The organism is Streptomyces sp. (assembly GCF_031181555.1).
Classification (GTDB): Bacteria; Actinomycetota; Actinomycetes; order Streptomycetales; family Streptomycetaceae; genus Streptomyces; species Streptomyces fimbriatus.
Window position 1 is genome coordinate 1 of the sequence record NZ_JAPSKQ010000103.1, and the last position, 19,011, is coordinate 19,011.

General features: G+C 74.0%; 19 protein-coding genes and 1 pseudogene. 12 read left to right on the top strand and 8 right to left on the bottom strand.

Annotated elements, in window-relative coordinates; translation table 11 throughout:
• Nucleotides 1–1,004, top strand: a pseudogene (locus tag RIM90_RS20335) (lysine--tRNA ligase); the annotation flags it as partial.
• A gap of 100 nt (nucleotides 1,005–1,104) precedes the next feature.
• On the opposite strand, the gene RIM90_RS20340 reads toward RIM90_RS20335, so the two are convergent.
• The 3 genes from RIM90_RS20340 to RIM90_RS20350 all read right to left on the bottom strand — a co-directional run bounded on the left by RIM90_RS20340 (nucleotide 1,105) and on the right by RIM90_RS20350 (nucleotide 4,280).
• Nucleotides 1,105–2,373 (bottom strand): DUF2637 domain-containing protein, encoded by a 1,269-nt coding sequence (locus RIM90_RS20340; protein ID WP_309062164.1) that lies wholly within the window; start codon nucleotides 2,371–2,373, stop codon nucleotides 1,105–1,107.
• Between the two features lie 90 nt (nucleotides 2,374–2,463).
• Nucleotides 2,464–3,318 (bottom strand): DUF3558 family protein, encoded by an 855-nt coding sequence (locus RIM90_RS20345; protein WP_309062165.1) that lies wholly within the window; start codon nucleotides 3,316–3,318, stop codon nucleotides 2,464–2,466.
• Between the two features lie 119 nt (nucleotides 3,319–3,437).
• Nucleotides 3,438–4,280 carry a DUF3558 domain-containing protein gene (locus RIM90_RS20350; RefSeq protein WP_309062166.1) on the bottom strand — a complete coding sequence of 281 codons (843 nt, stop codon included), beginning with the start codon at nucleotides 4,278–4,280 and terminating at the stop codon, nucleotides 3,438–3,440.
• 238 nt (nucleotides 4,281–4,518) lie between these two features.
• Here RIM90_RS20350 and RIM90_RS20355 point away from each other — a divergent pair, with 238 nt between their 5' ends.
• Nucleotides 4,519–5,712: an RtcB family protein gene (locus RIM90_RS20355; protein WP_309062167.1), complete on the top strand. Its 1,194-nt coding sequence runs from the start codon at nucleotides 4,519–4,521 to the stop codon at nucleotides 5,710–5,712.
• A 22-nt stretch (nucleotides 5,713–5,734) separates the two neighbouring features.
• On the opposite strand, the gene RIM90_RS20360 is transcribed toward RIM90_RS20355, so the two are convergent.
• Nucleotides 5,735–6,514, bottom strand: a complete 780-nt coding sequence (locus RIM90_RS20360) for an SDR family NAD(P)-dependent oxidoreductase (RefSeq protein ID WP_309062168.1) — start codon at nucleotides 6,512–6,514, stop codon at nucleotides 5,735–5,737.
• Nucleotides 6,515–6,611: 97 nt separating this feature from the next.
• Entirely contained in the window at nucleotides 6,612–6,947 is a 336-nt protein-coding gene (locus RIM90_RS20365; protein WP_309062169.1) for a YnfA family protein, read from the bottom strand.
• Between the two features lie 118 nt (nucleotides 6,948–7,065).
• Between RIM90_RS20365 and RIM90_RS20370 the strand changes: the two genes are divergently transcribed.
• The 7 genes from RIM90_RS20370 (at nucleotide 7,066) to RIM90_RS20400 (ending at nucleotide 14,159) form a co-directional block, all read left to right on the top strand.
• Nucleotides 7,066–7,542: a MarR family winged helix-turn-helix transcriptional regulator gene (locus RIM90_RS20370; RefSeq protein ID WP_309062170.1), complete on the top strand. Its 477-nt coding sequence runs from the start codon at nucleotides 7,066–7,068 to the stop codon at nucleotides 7,540–7,542.
• A gap of 128 nt (nucleotides 7,543–7,670) precedes the next feature.
• Nucleotides 7,671–8,765 (top strand): LLM class flavin-dependent oxidoreductase, encoded by a 1,095-nt coding sequence (locus tag RIM90_RS20375; RefSeq protein WP_309062171.1) that lies wholly within the window; start codon nucleotides 7,671–7,673, stop codon nucleotides 8,763–8,765.
• Nucleotides 8,762–9,388, top strand: coding sequence for an FMN reductase (locus RIM90_RS20380; RefSeq protein WP_309062172.1), 627 nt, complete (start codon nucleotides 8,762–8,764; stop codon nucleotides 9,386–9,388). The genes RIM90_RS20375 and RIM90_RS20380 overlap by 4 nt, the downstream gene beginning before the upstream one ends.
• 72 nt (nucleotides 9,389–9,460) lie before the next feature.
• Entirely contained in the window at nucleotides 9,461–10,189 is a 729-nt protein-coding gene (locus RIM90_RS20385; protein ID WP_309062173.1) for a response regulator transcription factor, read from the top strand.
• Nucleotides 10,190–10,292: 103 nt separating this feature from the next.
• Entirely contained in the window at nucleotides 10,293–11,702 is a 1,410-nt protein-coding gene (locus tag RIM90_RS20390; RefSeq protein WP_309062185.1) for a HAMP domain-containing sensor histidine kinase, read from the top strand.
• A 405-nt stretch (nucleotides 11,703–12,107) separates the two neighbouring features.
• The gene (locus RIM90_RS20395; protein ID WP_309062186.1) at nucleotides 12,108–13,373 is read left to right on the top strand and encodes an ArgE/DapE family deacylase; all 1,266 of its coding nucleotides are present in this window, start codon (nucleotides 12,108–12,110) and stop codon (nucleotides 13,371–13,373) included.
• A 78-nt stretch (nucleotides 13,374–13,451) separates the two neighbouring features.
• The gene (locus tag RIM90_RS20400) at nucleotides 13,452–14,159 is read left to right on the top strand and encodes an AAA family ATPase (RefSeq protein WP_309062174.1); all 708 of its coding nucleotides are present in this window, start codon (nucleotides 13,452–13,454) and stop codon (nucleotides 14,157–14,159) included.
• A gap of 96 nt (nucleotides 14,160–14,255) precedes the next feature.
• Here the strand turns inward: RIM90_RS20400 and RIM90_RS20405 are convergent, their stop codons facing one another.
• Nucleotides 14,256–14,441, bottom strand: a complete 186-nt coding sequence (locus tag RIM90_RS20405; RefSeq protein WP_309062175.1) for a hypothetical protein — start codon at nucleotides 14,439–14,441, stop codon at nucleotides 14,256–14,258.
• Nucleotides 14,442–14,997: 556 nt separating this feature from the next.
• On the opposite strand from RIM90_RS20405, the gene RIM90_RS20410 reads away from it, so the two are divergent.
• Nucleotides 14,998–16,788, top strand: coding sequence for a sigma-70 family RNA polymerase sigma factor (locus RIM90_RS20410; protein WP_309062176.1), 1,791 nt, complete (start codon nucleotides 14,998–15,000; stop codon nucleotides 16,786–16,788).
• A 28-nt stretch (nucleotides 16,789–16,816) separates the two neighbouring features.
• Here RIM90_RS20410 and RIM90_RS20415 read toward each other — a convergent pair whose 3' ends face one another.
• A complete protein-coding gene (locus tag RIM90_RS20415; RefSeq protein ID WP_309062177.1) occupies nucleotides 16,817–17,194 on the bottom strand; it encodes a metalloregulator ArsR/SmtB family transcription factor in 378 nt (125 codons plus the stop codon).
• An 89-nt stretch (nucleotides 17,195–17,283) separates the two neighbouring features.
• Nucleotides 17,284–18,000, bottom strand: coding sequence for a TetR/AcrR family transcriptional regulator C-terminal domain-containing protein (locus RIM90_RS20420; RefSeq protein WP_309062178.1), 717 nt, complete (start codon nucleotides 17,998–18,000; stop codon nucleotides 17,284–17,286).
• Nucleotides 18,001–18,103: 103 nt separating this feature from the next.
• Between RIM90_RS20420 and RIM90_RS31590 the strand changes: the two genes are divergently transcribed.
• Together RIM90_RS31590 and RIM90_RS20425 are read left to right on the top strand one after the other, a co-directional pair.
• Nucleotides 18,104–18,361, top strand: coding sequence for a hypothetical protein (locus tag RIM90_RS31590; protein ID WP_375165497.1), 258 nt, complete (start codon nucleotides 18,104–18,106; stop codon nucleotides 18,359–18,361).
• Nucleotides 18,300–19,011 (top strand): CocE/NonD family hydrolase (locus RIM90_RS20425; protein ID WP_375165498.1); only part of this gene is annotated, 712 nt, incomplete at its 3' end. The genes RIM90_RS31590 and RIM90_RS20425, both read left to right, overlap by 62 nt.

Genomic DNA, 19,011 nt, shown 5'->3' on the forward strand with positions numbered 1-19,011 from the left:
CGTGCGGCTTCTCCGAGACCGTCCGGCTGAACGAGTTCAACCGCGGCAAGCTGGTCTGGAAGGTCGACTGGCCCATGCGGTGGGCCTACGAGGGCGTGATCTTCGAGCCGAGCGGCGTCGACCACTCCTCGCCCGGGTCGTCGTTCCAGGTCGGCGGGCAGATCGTCGGGATCTTCGGCGGCAAGCAGCCCATCGGCCCCATGTACGCCTTCGTCGGCATCAGCGGCATGGCCAAGATGTCGTCCTCGCGCGGCGGCGTGCCCACGCCCGCCGACGCGCTGAAGATCATGGAGCCGCAGCTGCTGCGCTGGCTGTACGCCCGCCGCAAGCCCAACCAGTCCTTCAAGATCGCCTTCGACCAGGAGATCCAGCGCCTCTACGACGAGTGGGACCGGCTCGACGCCAAGGTCGCCGACGGCTCCGCGCTGCCCGCCGACGTCGCCGCGCACTCCCGCGCGGTGCGCACGGCGAGCGGTGAGCTGCCCAGGACGCCGAGGCCGCTGCCGTACCGCACGCTGGCGTCGGTGGCGGACATCACCGCCGGCCACGAGGACCAGGCGCTGCGCATCCTCAGCGAGCTCGACCCGGCCAACCCGCTCGCCTCGCTCGACGAGGCCCGGCCGCGCTACGACAAGGCCGAGGCGTGGATCAACACCCACGTCCCCGCCGACCAGCGCACCATCGTCCGCGCGGAGCCCGACGCCGAACTGCTGAAGTCGCTCGACGAGCAGGACCGGCAGTCCCTGCGGCTGCTGCTCGACGGACTCGCCGACCACTGGTCGCTGGACGGGCTCACCCACCTCGTCTACGGCGTGCCCAAGGTCCAGGCCGGCTTCTCCGCCGACGCCACGCCCAAGGAGCTGCCGCCGGAGATCAAGACCGCCCAGCGGTCGTTCTTCGCGCTGCTCTACCACCTGCTGGTCGGGCGGGACACCGGCCCGCGTCTGCCCACGCTGCTGCTCGCGGTGGGGCAGGACCGGGTGCGGACGCTGCTCGGGGAGTAGACCGCGGTCCGACGACGAGGCGACGAAGGGGGCGCCCGGTGGTTTCACCGGGCGCCCCCTTTCCGTCGTCCCGCCGTCCCGTCGCCGCGGTCCGCCACGGTCAGGCGATGTGGTTCTCCTCCAGCTCCGCCGAGTGGCGCTTGGTGAAGCGTTCCACGAGGGCCTTCAGGTCGCTCCGGCTCAGCGTCGTGCCGTAGGTCGCCTGGATGTTGTCGCCGAGGACGCGGGGCGTGGGGTAGCTGCCGTCTATCGACTGGCGGAACACCTGGTAGTACGCCTCCTCGTCCGGCTCGGCGACCGGGGTGCCGCCGCCCTCGCCCAGCTCGCGGGTGCGGCCCGGGCTCACCGGGATGGGGAAGCTGCCGGTCTCCTCGGGGGAGGGCTCCTGGACGGGGGGTTCCTCCTGGTACTGGTCCTGGTACTCCTCGGCCTGCCGCTGCTCCGCGACCCACTGGGCGTACTGGTCCGGGTCGTAGGTGGGGTCGTAGTCGCCGTGGTACTCCACGGACTGCGGGTCCCGGGCGTGCAGCCAGGGGTTCGTGTCCGGGGCGGCCTCCTCGTACGGCACCGGCTCCGCGTCCTGCCGGCTGCCGGCGAGCTGCGGGCGCTGCTCGGCGGGCGGCACCGCGCTCTGCGGGGCGGGGCTCTCCGCGCGCGGCGCCGGAGGTATCAGCGCCGGCTCTATGCCCGCCGCCGCCAGGCCCGCCGGGGCGGTGTCGGCGAGGGGGACGCCGTACTTGGCGAGGCGCAGCGGCATCAGGGCCTCCACCGGGGCCTTGCGGCGCCAGCCGCGGCCGAAGCGGGAACGCAGGCGGGCCTGGTAGACCAGGCGTTCCTGTTCCAGCTTGATCACCTGCTCGTAGGAGCGCAGCTCCCACAGCTTCATCCGCCGCCAGAGCAGGAACGTCGGGACCGGCGAGAGCATCCACCGGGTGAGGCGGACGCCCTCCATGTGCTTGTCGGCGGTGATGTCGGCGATCCGGCCGATCGCGTGCCGGGCCGCCTCCACCGAGACCACGAACAGCACCGGGATCACCCCGTGCATGCCCACACCGAGCGGATCCGGCCACGCCGCCGCGCCGTTGAAGGCGATCGTCGCAGCCGTCAGCAGCCACGCCGTCTGCCGCAGCAGCGGGAAGGGGATGCGGATCCACGTCAGCAGCAGATCCAGGGCCAGCAGGACGCAGATACCGGCGTCGATGCCGATCGGGAAGACGTAACTGAAGTCCCCGAAGCCCTTCTTCAAGGCCAGTTCGCGGACGGCCGCGTACGAACCCGCGAAGCCGATACCGGCGATGATCACGGCACCGGTGACGACCACGCCGATGAGAACCCGGTGCGTCCGTGTCAGCTGTAGTGGCGCGGCCACCCGTACTCCCCTCCCTTTGCGTGTTGTTGCGCGCAACAGAGTGGCACATGTGTACGGAAGACGGGTGGCCGGTTCCGGTTCGGTGCCGGGTCAGCCCTCGTCCGACGCCTTCGACGCGGCCTTCGACGCGGACGCGGACGCCGACTTCGACGGCGAACCGCTCGGCTCGCCGGCTCCGGCCCCGGCGCCCTCGCCGTTCTCCTCCGTCACCGCGGCCACCGCCTCCGCGGCCGCCTTCTTCGCGTCCTTCATCAGGTCGTCGGCGCTCGGTGTCTTGTCACCGGCCAGGCCGGCACCGTTGTAGTCGAGGGTGACGACCACGTTCTCCACGCGTGCCACGACCGTCTGCTGCTTGAAGGTGCCTTCCTTCTTCTTCAGCTCGTACCGCACGGCCGTCGCCTCGTCGCCCGTCCCGGCGAGCGGCTCCGCCTCGGTCTTCCTGGCACCCTCGGCCGCCTGCGCGTCCCGCACCTGCTTGCCGTAGTACTCCTCGGCCAGCTCGTCGCCCGCACCGCGCGTCACGTCCGACTCGAAGCGCAGCAGCGACACGTTCAGCCAGCGGAACTGCGAGCCCTTCACGCCGTTGTTGTCGAGGCTGCTCCAGGAGCAGCTGGCGCGCGTCGACACGTCGTCCGACTTGCCCTCCTTGCCCGACTCGGCCTTCGGGACGAGGTCCTCCAAGGTCTTCTTCGACAGCACCTTGCACGACTCCGGGAGCGTCTTGTACGCCGCCGCCCGCACCGTCGGGGACGGGCTCGCGGACGCCGACGCCGAAGCGCTCGACGCCTTGTCCTTGCCGTCGTCGGAGCCGGAGTCCGAGGAGCAGCCGGCGGCGACCAGTACCACGGGGACGGCGCCCGCGCAGACAAGGGCGCGGACGAGGCGCTTCGCTCGCTGATCGTGCTGGTCTCGCTGTGCTCGTCGCTGCATGGTTCCTTCACTCATGACGCTCGTGTTCCCTGCGGTCGGAACGGGGTCCGAGAGGTCACGGTACGCGGTGAGCCACCTGTGTGGTCTTCCTTCGCCGGCTTTGCGCGTCGGCGTGAAGGCGCCGTGAACGACGCTCAGCCACTCAGCGAATCGGCCAGCCGGGAAGCCAGTTCCCGCGCCCTGTCCTGCATTTCCCTGCTGTCCGGGACGGCACCGACGACCGCCGGCTGCTCCGCGTACTCGACGGTCACGATCACGTTGGACGTGCGGAACGCCACAGTCACCGTGCGCTGTTCGGTGGTCGAGCCGGAACTGCTCAGCTCGTCGTCGAGGAAGGCCTCGTCACCGAGGTCCTCCAGGAGGCGGGGCCGGAGGTCGGAGGGGGAGGCGGAGGGCGACCCGGAAGGGAACTCGGAGGAGGACCCGGACGAGGATGACGCGGAGGAGGCGGACGAGGAGGGCGACGAACTCGGGCCCGTGACAGGGCTGCTGCCGGTGCCGGCGGAACCGGACTCCGTGGCCGTCGGCGCCGGGAGGTGCGCCGCCGCCCGCTTCCCCGCGAAGAGCTGCTCGGCCCGGTTGTCGTCGCTGACGGCGTTGTCGTAGGAGACGACCCGCTCGAAGTCGACCAGCAGGTGGTCGGTCGCCTCCGCCGACTCCACCTTCCAGCGGCAGCCCACCTTGCGGTCGGTGTCGTACGTGAGGGTCGCCTCGCCCGCGTACGCCTTCTCGCGCTGCGCCTCGTCGGTCAACTCCTCCAGTCCGGGCAGGAGTTCCTCGAGTATCGCCTCGTCGACCGCGCCGCAGGGTTCGGGGAGCGTGGCGTACCTGCCGGGCTGGGCCGCCTGCGTCGCGGTGCCGGCGCTCCCCGGGTTGGAGTTGTCCGACGGGCCGCCGTCGCCCGAGCCGCCGGTGCAGCCGGCCAGCACGGCCGCCAGGAGCGCGGCGACGCCGGGTACGTACGCCTTCCGCTGCACGGTCGGGCTCCTCTCGACGGTGGGTGCGGGCCGGTGCCCGCGGGGTCCCCCAGTGCCTGTGCTGGTGTTCCCCCAGTGTCCCCGCTGGTTATTCGCTTGCCGCAGGGGGGCGCCCCCCGCAGACAATGTGTATCGCACGCACTGCCGTGGACGCCGGTCCGTCATCCCTTTTCGTCGACCTTGGCGCCGGTTTTGCGATTCGGGACTTCTGTTCGTTCACCGGGGGAAAGAGGACGTTATGTCGTACGTGGAACTGCCGGGCGCGAAGGTGCCGATCCGCATGTGGACGGACCCGGCGACGGTCGAGGAGGGCGCCCTCCAGCAGCTGCGGAACGTGGCGACCCTGCCGTGGATCAAGGGCCTGGCCGTGATGCCGGACGTGCACTACGGAAAGGGCGCGACGGTCGGGTCGGTCATCGCGATGCGGGGTGCGGTGTGCCCGGCGGCGGTGGGCGTCGACATCGGCTGCGGCATGTCGGCGGTGCGGACGTCCCTGACGGCGAACGACCTCCCCGGTGATCTCTCGCGGCTGCGGTCGAAGATCGAGCAGGTCATTCCGGTGGGCCGGGGGATGCACGACGACCCGGTCGACCCGGGACGGCTGCACGGCTTCGCGACCTCCGGGTGGGAGGACTTCTGGAGGCGGTTCGGCGGGGTGGCGGACGCGGTGAAGTTCCGTGAGGAGCGGGCCGTCAAGCAGATGGGGACGCTGGGCGGGGGCAACCACTTCGTGGAGGTGTGCACCGATACGGACGGTTCCGTCTGGCTCATGCTCCACTCCGGTTCCCGGAACATCGGCAAGGAACTCGCCGAGCACCACATCGGCGTGGCCCAGAAGCTCCCGCACAACCAGAACCTGGTCGACCGCGACCTCGCCGTCTTCGTCGCGGACACCCCGCAGATGGCGGCGTACCGCAACGACCTGTTCTGGGCGCAGGAGTACGCGAAGTACAACCGCTCGATCATGATGGCACTCCTGAAGGACGTGATCCGCAAGGAGTTCAAGAAGGCGAAGCCGACCTTCGAGCAGGAGATCAGCGCGCACCACAACTACGTGGCCGAGGAGCGCTACGACGGCATGGACCTGCTCGTGACCCGCAAGGGCGCGATCCGCGCGGGTTCCGGCGAGTACGGGATCATCCCGGGGTCGATGGGCACCGGTTCGTACATCGTCAAGGGCCTCGGGAACCCCGCGTCCTTCAACTCGGCGTCGCACGGCGCCGGCCGGCGCATGAGCCGCAACGCGGCGAAGCGGCGCTTCTCGACGAAGGACCTGGAGGAGCAGACGCGGGGTGTGGAGTGCCGCAAGGACTCCGGTGTCGTGGACGAGATCCCGGGGGCCTACAAGCCGATCGAGCAGGTCATCGACCAGCAGCGGGACCTCGTGGAGGTCGTGGCGAAGCTGAAGCAGGTCGTCTGCGTCAAGGGCTGACGGGCCGCTCCTCGCGCTCCGCTCAGCGCGGTTCCCGGTGGACCTTCGTGTTCGACGCCTGGGCGCGGGGGCGGACGACGAGCAGGTCGATGTTGACGTGGCTCGGGCGGGTCACCGCCCAGGTGATCGTGTCGGCGACGTCGTCGGCCGTCAGGGGCTCGGCGACCCCCTCGTAGACCTTGGCGGCCCTCTCCGCGTCGCCGCCGAAGCGGGTGAGCGCGAACTCCTCCGTCTTCACCATGCCGGGCGCGATCTCGACGACGCGCACCGGCCGCCCGACGATCTCCAGGCGCAGGGTCTCGGCGAGCACGTGGGCGCCGTGCTTGGCGGCGACGTAGCCCGCGCCGCCCTCGTAGGTGGCGTGGCCGGCGGTGGAGGACACGACGACGACCGTGCCGTCGCCGCTCGCCTCCAGCTTGGGCAGCAGGGCCTGGGTGAGGTTGAGGGTGCCGATGACGTTCGTCTCGTACATCGTGCGCCAGTCGTCCGGGTCGCCGGTCGCGACCGGGTCCGCGCCGAGGGCGCCGCCCGCGTTGTTGACGAGGACGCCGACGGTCCTGAACGCGGTGGCGAACTCGTCGACCGCCGCGCGGTCGGTGACGTCGAGCGGGTACGCCGTCGCCGAGTGGCCGGCCGCGGTGAGCTCCCCGGCGAGCGCCTCGATGCGGTCCTTGCGGCGGGCGGTGAGGACGACGCGGTAACCGGCCTCGGCGAGCCGGCGTGCCGTGGCGGCGCCGATCCCGCTGCTCGCACCCGTGACGACGGCGATGCGGGACGCGGCGGACGGTACGGCGGTGGCCATGGGCTGCTCCTCGGGCGGTCGGGACCGGGCCCGGTCAGCATAAGGCGGGCGGGACGGCGCACGACGGGCCCGGTACCCGGGCGGACCGGGGCGACCGTCAGCCGTTGCGCGGCGCCCACATGATCAGGGCCATCCCGGCGAGGCAGACCAGCGCGCCGGTGATGTCCCAGCGGTCCGGGCGGTAGCCGTCGGCGACCGCGCCCCACAGGATCGAGCCGGCGACGAAGATGCCGCCGTACGCGGCGAGGACGCGGCCGAAGTGGGCGTCGGGCTGGAAGGTGGCGACGAAGCCGTAGGCGCCGAGGGCGAGGACGCCGCCGGCCGCCCACATCCAGCCGCGGTGTTCCCGCACGCCCTGCCAGACCAGCCAGGCGCCGCCGATCTCGAACAGGGCGGCGAGGACGAACAGGGCGGCGGAGCGGAGGATCGACATGCGGGCAGCTTCGCACGCCTCCGCCGGCGCTCCCCGCGCGTCACCTGACGGGGGGCGCCTGGCACGGGCCGCGCGGGGGATACATCCACCCGAGGGAAGCGGACGAGGAGGAGCGGGGATGCCGGGGAACACGCGGGCGGGGCTGATGGCGGAACTGGCCGTGGTGTCCCGGCGCTACATGGCCTCCTACGCCCTGTTCGGCCAGGCCCTCGCCGATCACCTGGGCCTGCACCCCACCGATCTGCAGTGCCTGAACCTGCTCACGCTGGAGGACGGCCCGGTGACGACCGGCCGGATCGCGGAGCTGACGGGGCTGACGACCGGGTCGGCGACGCGGCTGGTGGACCGGCTGGAGCGGGCGGGTCACGTGGTCCGGGAGCGGGACGCGGGCGACCGGCGGCGGGTACTGGTGGCGGTGGTGCCGGAGAAGGCCGCCGAGTTCGGGCGGGTGTGGGACCGCCTCGGCGGCTGGGTCGCGCTCTTCGACGACCTGGACGACTCCCAGCTGGCCCTGTTCATCGACCACATGAGGCGCACGGCGGAGTTCAGCGCGGAGCAGACCGCCCGCCTGCGGTCGGGGGAGGGCGGGCCCTGACCGACCGGGTGCGGGGGCGGCCGGTGCCGGGACCCTCCGGCCGGGCCGGGGGAGCGGGGGAATAGGAGGGGCGGGGCGGTCGTTCAGAGGTATAGTTGAACGGTCAACAACCTGGAGGGTGAGCGGCCATGCAGTTCGGGATCTTCAGCGTCGGGGATGTCACGCCCGACCCGACCACGGGGCGTACGCCGACCGAGCGCGAGCGGATCAAGGCCATGGTCGCCATCGCGCTGAAGGCCGAGGAGGTCGGCCTGGACGTGTTCGCGACCGGGGAGCACCACAACCCGCCGTTCGTGCCGTCGTCGCCGACCACCATGCTCGGCTACATCGCCGCGCGGACGGAGCGGCTGATCCTGTCCACCTCCACCACGCTGATCACCACCAACGACCCGGTGAAGATCGCCGAGGACTACGCGATGCTCCAGCACCTGGCCGACGGCCGGGTCGACCTGATGATGGGGCGCGGCAACACCGGGCCGGTCTACCCCTGGTTCGGGCAGGACATCCGGCAGGGCATCAACCTCGCCGTCGAGAACTACGCCCTGCTGCACCGGCTGTGGCGCGAGGACGTCGTCGACTGGGAGGGGAAGTTCCGCACGCCGCTGCAGGGCTTCACCTCCACCCCGCGTCCGCTGGACGGCGTACCGCCGTTCGTCTGGCACGGCTCGATCCGCTCCCCGGAGATCGCCGAGCAGGCCGCGTACTACGGCGACGGCTTCTTCCACAACAACATCTTCTGGCCGGCCGACCACACCAAGCGGATGGTCGAGCTGTACCGGGCCCGCTACGCCCACTACGGGCACGGCACCCCCGAGCAGGCGATCGTCGGCCTCGGCGGACAGGTGTTCATGCGGAAGAACTCCCAGGACGCGGTGCGCGAGTTCCGGCCGTACTTCGACGTCGCGCCGGTCTACGGGCACGGGCCCTCGCTGGAGGAGTTCACCGAGCAGACCCCGCTGACCGTGGGCTCCCCGCAGCAGGTGATCGAGAAGACGCTGTCCTTCCGCGAGTACGCCGGCGACTACCAGCGCCAGCTGTTCCTGATGGACCACGCCGGGCTGCCGCTGAAGACCGTGCTGGAGCAGCTCGACCTGCTGGGCGAGGAGGTCGTGCCGGTGCTGCGCGAGGAGTTCGCCAAGAACCGGCCCGCGAACGTGCCGGACGCGCCCACCCACGCGTCCCTGCTGGCCGACGCCAGGAACAAGGAAGGAGCACGGGCATGAGGCTCGTCGTCGTCTCCGCCGGACTGAGCGTCCCGTCGTCCACCCGGCTGCTCGGCGACCGGCTGGCCGCCGTCGCCGCCCCGGCCGCGACGGCCCCGGAACCCGCCCCGGCCGACACCCGGGTGATCGAGCTGCGCGACCTCGCCGTGGAGATCGCGCACACCTTCACCAGCGGGTTCCCGGGCCGGGCGCTGGCCGACGCGTTCGACGCGGTGGCGGAGGCCGACGGCCTGATCGTCGTCACCCCCGTGTTCTCCGCGTCCTACAGCGGCCTGTTCAAGTCGTTCTTCGACGCGCTGAGCGTCACCGACCCCGACGCCCTCGCCGGGAAGCCGGTGCTGATCGCCGCGACCGGCGGCACCGCCCGGCACTCCCTCGTCCTGGACCACGCCCTGCGCCCGCTCTTCGCGTACCTGAGGGCCGTCGTCGTCCCCACCGGCGTCTACGCCGCCTCCGAGGACTGGGGCGCCGAGGGCCTGGACGGGCGGATCGAGCGGGCGGCCGGGGAACTGGCCGCGCTGATGGCGGGGCTGTCCACCGCCCGTCCCCTGCCCCAGCGCGACTCCTTCGAGGAGGTCACACCGTTCGAGGAGCGGCTCGCCGCGCTGCGGCCCACCGGGTGAGAGCCGAGTAAGAAGCGGGCCCCGGCGCCGTCCGCCGGGGCCGGGGACGGGAGCGGTTGGCACACTGGGCCCGTGCCGCACACCGTTCTGCTCGCCGAAGACGATCGCGCCATCCGCAACGCCCTGGAACGCGCCCTGACCCTGGAGGGCTACCGGGTCACGGCGGTCGCCGACGGCGTCGAGGCCCTCGCGCAGGTCCACCGCAGCCGGCCCGACGTGCTGGTACTGGACGTGATGATGCCCGGCATCGACGGGCTCCAGGTGTGCCGGGTGCTGCGCGCCGAGGGCGACCGCACGCCCGTGCTGATGCTGACGGCGCTGGTGGAGACCGCCGACCGGATCGCGGGACTGGACGCGGGCGCCGACGACTACGTCGTCAAGCCCTTCGACGTCGAGGAGGTCTTCGCCCGGCTGCGCGCCCTGCTGCGCCGGGCCCGGCCCGACCCGGAGGACGGCGGCGGAGCCCCCGCCGCCGAGCCGCCGAGGCCGGAGGCCCCCGGGCGGTTCGTCGAGGCGGCCGGGGTGCGCATGGACCCGCAGGCCCGCCGGGCCTGGCGGGGCGGGCGGGAGCTGGAGCTGACCCGCACCGAGTTCGAGCTGCTGGAGCTGCTGGTCGGCAACGCGGGCGTCGTCCTGGACCACTCCACCATCTACGACCGCATCTGGGGCTACGACTTCGGCCCCGGCTCCAAGAACCTCGCCGTCTACGTCGGCTATCTGCGCCGCAAGCTCGACGAGCCCGGCGCGCCGCAGCTGATCCACACGGTGCGCGGGGTGGGCTACGTGCTGCGGGAGGACTGACGTGTCCCCCGGTGCTTCGGGTGCCGCCGACACCTCAGGTGCCTCGGCCGCTCCCGGTGCCGCCCCGGGCCGCGCGTACCGGCCGCCGGCCGCGCGGCGGGGGCTGCGGCTGCTGTCGCTGGGCACCACCTTCGCGGTGGCGTTCGCGGCGGTCACCGCCACGGTCACCGTCCTGGTCGGCTTCCTGTCCTACAACGCGGCCGCCCGGCTGGTGCGGGTGGACCAGCAGTCCGTGTTCGACGAGGTCGTGCAGGACCTGCGCGGCGAGGTGCGGGAGAACCGGATGACACCGGTCGACTTCTCCTCCACCGCCCCCGGCCACGACCTGGTGCGGCCCGCCCGGACCGACGTGCAGGTGCTCGGGCCGGACGGCAGCGTCTTCGACCCGGGCAGCCCGGGGCTGCCGGTGGTCGCCGCCGACCGCCGGATCGCGGGTGCCGCCACGGCCGGCGAGGTGGTGGTGCACGCGGACGTCGACGTCGGCGACGACGTCTACCGGGTCGCGACCGTCTCGCTGGGCGGCAGCCGGGGCGCGGTGCAGGTCGCGCAGGAGTTCAGCGACACGGAGGACCTGCTGCGGGCCCTCCAGCGGCGCACGCTGCTCCTGATGGCGGCGGTGGTGGTCGCCGCCGGGCTGTTCGGCTGGTGGCTGGCCCGGCGCATCACCCGCCGGCTCGTCGTCCTCACCAACGCCGCCGAGGACGTCGCCCGCACCCGCCGGCTCGGCATCCAGGTGCCCGTCGCGGGCTACGACGAGGTGGGCCGCCTCGGCCGCGCCTTCGACCGGATGCTGGGCCGGCTCGCCCAGTCCGAGGAGGACCAGCGCCGCCTGGTGCAGGACGCCGGGCACGAGCTGCGCACCCCGCTCACCTCCCTGCGCACCAACATCTCCCTGCTGCGCCGCATCGACGAACTGCCGCCCGGCACCCGGGAGGAACTCGTCGCCGACCTCACCCAGGAGGCCCGCGAACTGACCGACCTGGTCAACGAGCTCGTCGACCTCGCGGCCGGCCAGTCCGACACCGAGCCGCCGCAGCGGGTCGACCTCGCCGACGTCGCCGAGGACGTGGCGGGACTGGCCCGGCGCCGCAGCGGGCGGGAGATCGTGGTCCGGGCGAGCGGCGACACCACGACCGACGGGCGGCCCGGGATGCTCACGCGGGCGCTGTCCAACCTGGTCGAGAACGCCGTCAAGTTCGACCGGGACGGCGGGTCGCCCGTGGAGATCCGCGTCGCCGGCCCCGCCCGGCCGGGCACGGTACGGGTGGAGGTGCGCGACCGGGGGCCCGGGATCGCCGACGACGACCTGACCCGGGTCTTCGACCGCTTCTACCGCGCCGCCGACGCCCGCTCCCTCCCCGGCTCCGGTCTCGGCCTGTCCATCGTCCGCGAGGTGGCCCTCGCGCACGGGGGAGCGCCGTACGCCTTCCGGCGGGAGGGCGGCGGGACGGTGATCGGGTTCACGGTGGGCGGCGGCGCGGTGGAGCGGACGGGCGAGGACGAGGGGCGCTGACGGCGCCGGCCGGCGGGGCCCCGGCGGGGGCGGCGCATCTCGTGCGGGCAGCCCGGCCGGGCCCGACGGGCGTCCGGGCCGGGCGCGCGGACCCCCCCGGTGCGGGCTCGTCCGCGGCGGTCGCGGGCCCCGCGCCGTCCGGTCGGGGCCGGGCCGTGGTCGGCGCTCCCGAGCGGGACGCGCCGCCCCCGGTACCGGACGCGTCGCGGGAGAGCGGGCCGACGCGCCGGCCCCTCGGGGCGGCGGGACCGGTCGACGCGCCGGTGCGGGACCACGGGCGTGCCGCGCTGACGGCCGGCACCGGGAACGCCCGCGGTCGAGGCGTACGGGCGGGCCGGGATGCGCAGGTATGCGTTCGGGGCCGCGGACGTCGCCGCCCCGTGGGACGAGGGGAGGGGCGGCAGCGTGCTGACCGACGAGGAGGGCGCCGCGCTGGCGGCGATCGACGAGGCGGCTCTGGGGCGGACCCTGTTGGAGCTGATCGCGGTGCCGAGTGTGACCGGGAGCGCCGCCGAGTCGGAGCTCCAGCACCAGCTGGCCGGGCGGCTGGAGTGGCTCGGCCTGGAGACCGACCTGTGGTCGATGGACCTGCCCGCGCTGCGCGCCCACCCGGACTTCCCGGGCACGGAGGCGCCCCGCGAGGAGGCGTGGGGCCTGGTCGGCACCACCCCCGACGGCGGCGACGGGCCGACCCTGATCCTCCAGGGCCACGTCGACGTCGTACCGCCCGGGGACCTCGCGGCCTGGGACGGCGACCCGTTCGTGCCCCGGGTGACCGGTGACCTCGTGCACGGGCGCGGGGCCTGTGACATGAAGGCCGGTCTCGCGGCGCACCTCGCCGCGCTCGCCGCGATACGGGCGGCCGGGACACGGCTGCGCGGCCGGGTGGCCGTGCACTGCGTCGTCGGCGAGGAGGACGGCGGCCTCGGCGCGTTCGGCACCCTGCGGCGCGGTCACCGCGGCGACGCCTGCGTCATCGCCGAGCCCACCGCGGGCGCGCTGATCACCGCCAACGCGGGCGCGCTGACGTTCCGCATCACCGTGCCCGGCAGGGCGGCGCACGGCAGTTCGCGGGAGCTGGGGGTGAGCGCCGTCGACGCCTACCTGCCCCTGCACCGGGCGCTGGCCGCCCTGGAGACCGAGCGCAACCGCGACCCGTCCCCGCTGCTGGCCGAGTACCCGATCCCGTACGGCCTGTCGGTGGGCACGGTGCGCGCCGGGGACTGGGCGAGCAGCGTGCCCGACCTGCTGGTCGCCGAGGGGCGGCTCGGCGTACGGCTCGGCGAGGACCCGGCCGACGCGCGCGCCGCGTTGGAGCGGTGCGTGGCCGAGACCTGCGCCGCCGACCCCTGGCTGCGGGACCATCCGGCCACCGTGAGCTGGCCGGGCGGGCAGTTCGCGAGCGGCCGGCTGCCCGAGGGGCACGTCCTCGCGGACGTGACCGGCGCCGCGCACGCCGACGCGACGGGTGGCCCGCGGCCGCGGCGGCGCGGGGCGACGTACGGCAGTGACCTGCGCCTCTACACCGGTGCCGGGATCCCGACGCTGCAGTACGGCCCGGGGGACATCGCGGTGGCGCACAGCGAGCGCGAACACGTGTCGATGCGGGAGGTGGTGACGGCGGCACGGACGCTGGTGCTCACGGTGCTGCGGACGGTGGGGACCAAGTGAGGCGGACGACGGGGAGGGAGTGAGGAGGGCGGTGCGCCGCTCACCCGTCACGCACGGGCCCTGTGCGAAACTCGCCCCGTGATTGTCGAACGCGCGTACGCACACGTGGGCCCGCACGACGAGGGGGAGTGGCCCTGGTCGGTCCCCTGCGTGCGGGAACTCCTTCGGGACGGACTGCGGTTCACCGCGCCGGTGACCTTCGTCGTCGGCGAGAACGGCTCGGGGAAGTCGACGCTCGTCGAGGCCCTGGCGGAGGGCTTCGGGCTGGACTCCTGGGGCGGCTCGCACGAGTGGCGCTACGCGAGCCACCGCGCCAAGTCCGTCCTGGGCGAACGCATCCGCTTCGACGCGGCCCCGCGCGGCCGCCGCATGCTCGGCTCCTGGTCCGCCCGCCAGGGCTTCTTCCTGCGCGCCGAAACGGCACTGGACGCGCTCGACCGGGAAGGGCTCGCACCCGACGCGCGCAGCCACGGCGAGGGATTCCTCGCGGCGTTCCGGGACAAGTTCCTGCGCCCCGGCCTCTACGTCCTGGACGAGCCGGAGGCGGCGCTGTCCTTCTCCTCCTGTCTCGAACTGCTCGGCCACATCGACCGGTTGGCCCGTGCCGGTGCGCAGGTCGTCTGCGCCACCCACTCCCCGCTGCTGACCGCGCTGCCCGGCGCGGACATCGTCGAGGTCGGCGACCACGGCGTGCGCCGCACCGCCTGGCAGGACCTGGCCCTGGTCGACCACTGGCGCCGCTACCTCGCCGACCCGCGGGCGTATCTGCGGCACGTGCTGGACTGAGTCCCGGGGGCCGGCCCGCCCAGAGCTGCCTCAGGGTCCGGTCCCTGAGGGACCGCGCCGTCAGGAACCCCTGGCCGGGCGGGGCGACGCGCCCTCTCAAGCCCCCTCGTACTCGCGGGGGACGGCATTCCCCTCCCTGTCCGAGGAGGGGAGACCGCAGCGGTGTGACTCCTGGTCCGAGAAGGCGAAGGAGAACGTCCTGCGCCCGCCGGACCAGGCGAGCACCTCGTCGCGCCGGCCGGTCGCCAGGGGCGTGAGCCCGCGCAGTTCGCCGAGCGGCACGCTCCGCAGGTACCGCCTGGCGCACCCGCCCCTGTCCCCTCCCGCGCGCACGAGGTGGAGGTGGGCGTGCCTCGCCTCCCTCACGGAGGGAGGCGGGTGCGTCCACCACGTCGACGCGCAGGCGGTGCCGTCGCGGGAGCTCACCCCGCCGGTCCCGACGGCGCCGTGCGCCATGAAGCGGGTGGCGGCCCCGCCGGGACGCGGCTCCGGGACAGCGGGCGTGCCGGCGGTCCGCGGCACCGGCACCGGGCGGCTCCGCCGGCCCCGTTCCCGGATCCGCGGTGCTTCCGTCCCCGTGGCCTTTCCCTTCCCCTCGTCGGTGCCGGCGAGCCCACCGGGGCCGACGAGAGCGGTGAGGGGCCGCGGTGCTCCGGTTACCCTTCGCGGCGGCTGCGGCGCACCGGGTTCCCGGGCGGTTGCCGGCCGGAGGACCGGAGGACCGGAGGGCCGGGGATCGCCGATCCGTCGCGTGCTTTTTGTTATCCCGGCCGGGGTGGCGGCTCTCCTCTTGTGACAGGGCGGAACGGTCCGGCACCGAGAAGGAGAGTGGACGAGCGTGGCAGCGAACAGGGGATTCGGCAGGGAGACGGTCGAGGCGGCACGGCGCGGCGACACGCGGGCCCAGGACGAACTCGTCGCCGCCTGCCTCCCGTTGGTCTACAACATCGTGGGCCGGGCGCTGAACGGGCATCCCGACGTCGACGACGTGGTGCAGGAGACCATGCTCCGCGCCCTGGGCGCGCTCGGTTCGCTGAACGACCCCGCCGGCTTCCGGTCCTGGCTGGTGGCCATCACCATGAACCAGCTCCGCCACCACTGGCGCAGTGAGCGGAACGACCGGGCGGTGCCGGTCCGTTCGGGCCTGCACGACGCGTACGACGTCGCCGACCCGGGCGCCGACTTCGTGGACCTGACGATCGTGCGGCTCGGACTGGAGGGCCAGCGGCGCGAGGCCGCCGAGGCGACCCGCTGGCTGGACCCCGACGATCAGGCGCTGCTGTCGCTGTGGTGGCTGGAGGCGGCGGGCGAGCTGACGCGGGCGGAGGTGGCGGCCGCGCTGGAGCTGTCGCCGCAGCACACGGCGGTGCGCGTGCAGCGGATGAAGGCGCAGCTGGAGACGGCCCGGCTGGTGGTGCGGGCGCTGTCCGCGCGGCCGCGCTGCGTCCTGCTGGACGACGTGATCGCGGCCTGGGACGCCGTCCCCTCGGCCCTGTGGCGCAAGCGCATCGCGCGCCACGCCCGGGACTGCACGGTCTGCGCGGGCCTCCAGTCGGGGCTGGTGCCGGCGGAGGGCCTGCTGGTCGGGCTGGGGCTGGTGCCGGTGGGGGCGGGCCTGCTCGGCGCGGCCGGCCTGCTCACCGGCCCCGGTGCCGGAACGGCGGACGCGACACCGCTGTCCTTCGCCGGGAACGCGGCGGAGGGACCGGGGGCGGCGGCCACGGGGCAGAGGGAGGTGCCGGCGGAACAGGACGGTGTGCCGACCGACCCGGGAACGGCGTCCGGGGCCACGGGACCGGCGCCCGCCGATCCCCCCGCCGCGGCTCTCGGACCGGTGACGGTGGCGGGCCGCCGTACGAGCCGCCGCGCGCGGGACCGCGAGCGGAAGCGGCGGGGCAGGACCGTCGCGGCCGTGGTCGCGGCGCTGCTGGTCACCGGCGGCGCGATATCCGGGACAGCCGTTCTGATACCGGACGGCGAGGGGGACACGGTGCGGTCGGCGTCCGCGGGCGGTTCGGAGTCCGCCGTGCCCGCGCCCCCGGCTCCGAGCCCGTCCGCCGCCGCCCCCTCTTCCTCCCCTGCCCCCTCGTCCCCCTCGTCCTCGCCGTCGGCCTCCGCGTCCCGCGAGCCGAAGTCCTCGGCCACGCCGCGCCCGGACGAGTCCGACGCGAAGCCCTCCCCCGCACGCACCTCGGCGCCCGCGAAGACGCCGGCGCGGCCGCGGGCGGCTCAGCCGTCCGCGCCCGCCGCCCCCGCGGCCGGGGGCCCCGCCGCCCGGGTCCTGGACATCACCAACGCGGAACGCGCCGAGGCGGGGTGCGGTCCCGTGACGCACGACAGCCGTCTGGCCAGGGCGGCCCAGCTGCACAGCGAGGACATGTCCGCCCACGACTACTTCTCCCACACCGGCCGGAACGGCAGCAGCTTCGCCGACCGGGCCAAGGCGCAGGGCCACCCGAGTCCGGGCGCCGAGAACATCGCCCGGGGGCAGAACTCCGCCGCGAGCGTCATGGAGTCCTGGATGAACTCCCCGGGCCACCGCGCGAACATACTCAACTGCTCGCTCAGGACGCTGGGCGTCGGCGTGACCACGAGCGACTGGACGTGGACCCAGGTGTTCGGCTACTGACCGGCCGACCGGCGAGGGCGTGGCCCGTTCAGGCGGCGGTGGGCGCGACGGCCAGCAGCCTGCCCATCGCCGCGAGGACGGAGGGTTCGACCCGGTAGTAGACCCAGGTGCCGCGCCGCTCGGAGGTGAGCAGACCGGCCTCCTTGAGCTTCTTCAGGTGGTGCGAGACGGTCGGCTGGGAGACGCCGACGTCGGAGATGTCGCACACGCACGCCTCGCCGCCCTCGTGCGAGGCGACCGCGGAGAACAGCCGCAGCCGCACCGGATCGCCCAGGGCCTTGAACATCCGCGCGGCCGTCTCGGCCTCCTCCGCGGTGAACGGGCGCTCGGTGAGCGGCGGACAGCACGGCGCCACGGCCTCGGTTCCCTCGGGCTCAAGCAGGGGAAGCACCTTGGTGTTCGACATGCATCTATGTTGACACATGTCGATATAGGTGTCACGCCGCCCGCCTGAGTGAGGTCGGCGCCCGCGCCGACGCGTGGACGCGCCCGGGATCAACGGGCGTCGAGGCCGTCGATCAGGCGGTTGAGGAACCGGTTGAAGGTGGCTTCGGGGGTGACGGGCCGCCCGGGTGAGGCGAGGGCCTCGGCGAGTTCCGGGTGGTGGCCGTCCGCGGCGACGGCGGTGAGGTAGCGGGCCTCGGCCGCGGCCCGGTCGGGGGACCGCGAGGCCGCCGCCTGCGCGACCTCGTGGGCGACGTGCCCGGCCACGAACGCGGTGAGCTGGGCGAAGATCTCCAGCCTCGTCCCGCCGTCCAGCCCGGTGGGCCGCAGGACGGCGAGCACGTGTTCCAGGAAGGCCAGCGTGTTGGGGCCGGGGGTGCGGTGGGTGGCCAGGGCCGCCGGCAGCCAGGGGTGGCGCAGCATGTGGGAGCGCTGGAGGTGGGCGACGGCCTTCAGGTCGGCGCGCCAGTCGCCCGTGGGCGGGCCCGCGGGGGACAGCTCGCCGCTGACGTGGTCGACCATCAGCTCCACCAGCGTCTCCTTGTCGGGGGCGTAGCTGTAGAGCGACATGACGCCGGCCCCGACCTGTGCCGCGACCCGCCGCATACTGACCGCGTCCAGCCCCTCCGCGTCCGCCAGGGCGACGGCCGCCGCCGTGATCGCCTCCCGGCTGTGGGCGGGCCGGCGGCCCCTGCGGGGCCGGGGGCGGCTCAGCCAGAGCTGCTGCGGGTCGACGCCCGCGGCGCCGGACCCTCCCTCACCGGTCACGGTCCTCGTGCTCCTCTCCCCGCGCGTGCGGCAGCGCCTGCCGGCGTCATCCAACCACCCTCTATTCTCGTACGCCGTACGTAAACGAAGAGGGGAACGAACGATGGCATCACGCACGCACGACCCCGCGCCGCCCCCGGCCCGGGCGCCGCCGCAGGGGAAGCCGCCCCTGGCCGCGCGGATGATGAGGGCGACCCGGCGCGGCCTCCCGGCCGGGCGGTACCGGGCCGGGTGGGAGCCGGGACTGGTGGTTCCGGCCGCCGACGGCAGCCCGTTGATCACCGACCACTACTTCCCGTGTGCCCGGGGCGACTTCCCCACCCTGCTGGTGCGCTCGCCCTGGACCCGCCGCCCGAACTGAATACGAACGGCTCCGCCGGGCCGGATGCGACACCGCCCTGCTCGTCGGCCCCTGGACCCACGCCTCCGCACTGCGGCAGGGGTGGCCCGAGGTGTTCGCCGAGGGCCTCGCCTGGCTGCGCGCGCACCTGTGCGCCGACCCCTCCGGTCTGCGCCCCGCTGCGGTGCGCGTGCACGTCGGCGGCGAGGACGCCTGGCGGGGCCTCGACGACTGGCCGCCGGCCACGGCCGGCACCGCATGGTTCCCCACCCCGGACGGGCACCTCACCCGGCAGGCCCCCACGGACTCCGGGCCCCTGACGTCGTTCCGCTACGATCCGGCCGACCCCACGCCGTCCCTCGGCGGTCCGCTGCTCTCCCGCTCCGCCGGTCCGCGCGACAACGGCACCCTGGAGGCCCGGGGCGACGTTCTGACGTTCACCGGCCCTCCTCTGGCCGAGCCCTTGGACATCGTCGGCCCGGTCTCGGCGCGGCTGGGCGTCTCCGCGGACACCGGACACGCCGACCTCTTCACCCGCCTGTGCGACGTGGACGCGACCGGCCGCTCCGTCAACGTCCGTGACGGGCTGGGCCGCCTCGGCACGGGCGAGCAGGCGCCCTCGCGCCTCACCGTGCCGATGGGCTCCACGGCGCACCGTTTCGCCGCCGGCC